This window comes from Actinomadura sp. NPDC048955 (genome assembly GCF_040649435.1).
Classification (GTDB): Bacteria; Actinomycetota; Actinomycetes; order Streptosporangiales; family Streptosporangiaceae; genus Spirillospora; species Spirillospora luteofluorescens.
This window is the reverse complement of sequence record NZ_JBEZJI010000193.1, coordinates 1-1,510: the sequence shown is the minus strand read 5'-3', so window position 1 is coordinate 1,510 and position 1,510 is coordinate 1. Positions and strand designations below refer to the sequence as shown.

Below are 1,510 nucleotides of genomic sequence, written 5' to 3'. Positions count from 1 at the left end.
CGTCCAGATGAACATAGAGTGCGGTCAGAAGGGCGTCCAAGTCAGTCTTCACACACCGACCATGGGCGCCCTTCGCCGTGCCCGCACCCAGTTCAGCAAATTCCCATCAACGATCTAGGCGCGCCCCCGCCCGGCCTCCCAGCGCCAGCGCGATCGCCTGCAACGCCTCCCCAGCCCCGGTGCTGCGGCGGCCGTAGCGGACCGTCAGGCCCGGGACCTGCTCGGCGAAGGTCTGCCTGACGCAGGCGTCGTTGCCGCACCGGAACCGGTGAACCCGCAGCTGGATCAGCACCTCCTGCCGGCCGACCGCGGTGTCGGACAGGCGCCGCTCGTAGTGGCTGTGCCTGCGCCGCGACCACGTTCCGCACTCCGGGCATCCGGCCTCGCGCGTCATGGTCCGAGCGATGATCCGCACCGAGGCGCCGCACCGGATCACCCGGTCCACGCACACGCGGGCCAGGTGAGTAAACAACACGGCCATCAGTTCCTTGGCCGACACACCGGCCATGCTCGCGATCACGCCACCGGCTACGGGCCAGAACCCCCGAACCGTGACCTACCGGATCAGCCCCTTCACGGAATGTGTGCCAGAGCCAGTATTCACGCGTCGTCGACATGCAACTGACGGTGCCCCTCGGCGGACCTTCCGGGAACAGGTCGCCAGAGTGCTGGAGCGCTACCAGCGGCGGACGGCCCGGCTGGCTGTGCAGATCGGGCGGTGCCACGAGAGTTAACCGCCGGGCTTGTGCCCGTGTGCTCGCGGTCCTCGAAATGCTGGTCTCCCGTCACACTCCGCCACGGACACTGTTGCGGATCCCGCTGCCGACGGCCGCGACCCCGCGGGTGCTCTGGGCATGGACGACTTCTCCCTGCGGCGCTCCTGCTCATGCTCAACAGGACCGGCTGGCGGCGCACGCCAAGGCGTACCAGCGCCGCCGCGCAGGCGAACCCGAAGCCGCCTACCGCCACTGGCACCACGACCGGACCGGTAACGACTTCGAGCTTCGAGTGGTCCAGCTCGTCCCAGGTCGCCAGCGACATCTGGGTCGCCAATATGATCAGCCAGCACGGCATCAAGACCAGCCGCAGTTCCGGACCACCCATCCGCTACGACGCCGTCCGCAAGAGCCTGCACCACCTTGCCGCACACGCCACCCGCCTGCGCCCCACTATCCATATGCCCCGCATCGGCCCCGGCTGGCCAGAGGTCGTTGGGAGCACACGAACCACTCCTCACCAGCGAACTCACCGACCACGGCATCCCCGTGACCATCTACGACGTCTCCACCGTTTGACGAATCCCATAGGACACGCCTGAACGTCGCTGCGCTGGTTTCGGTTGACCAAAAGTGCGCGAAAAGTCGAAGGGCCCGGGGATGCCGGGCCCTTCAAGTGTGGCGCTTTCCTGCCGAGGCACTGCCTCAGTCGGACGCGAGTGCCTCGTCGCCGGTGTCCGCGGCGACGATCTGCGGCTTCCCCGGCGGAGGTTGACGCGGAGGAACAGCCACCC

General features: G+C 67.9%; 1 protein-coding gene and 1 pseudogene. One reads left to right on the top strand and one right to left on the bottom strand.

Annotated elements, in window-relative coordinates:
- Positions 1-106 precede the first annotated feature (106 nt).
- Complete coding sequence (locus tag AB0C84_RS46155; protein ID WP_361079264.1) at positions 107-508, bottom strand: transposase family protein; 402 nt, start codon at positions 506-508, stop codon at positions 107-109.
- Between the two features lie 127 nt (positions 509-635).
- Between AB0C84_RS46155 and AB0C84_RS46150 the strand changes: the two are divergent.
- Positions 636-878: pseudogene (locus AB0C84_RS46150) on the top strand (ISL3 family transposase); the annotation flags it as partial.
- Positions 879-1,510 lie beyond the last annotated feature (632 nt).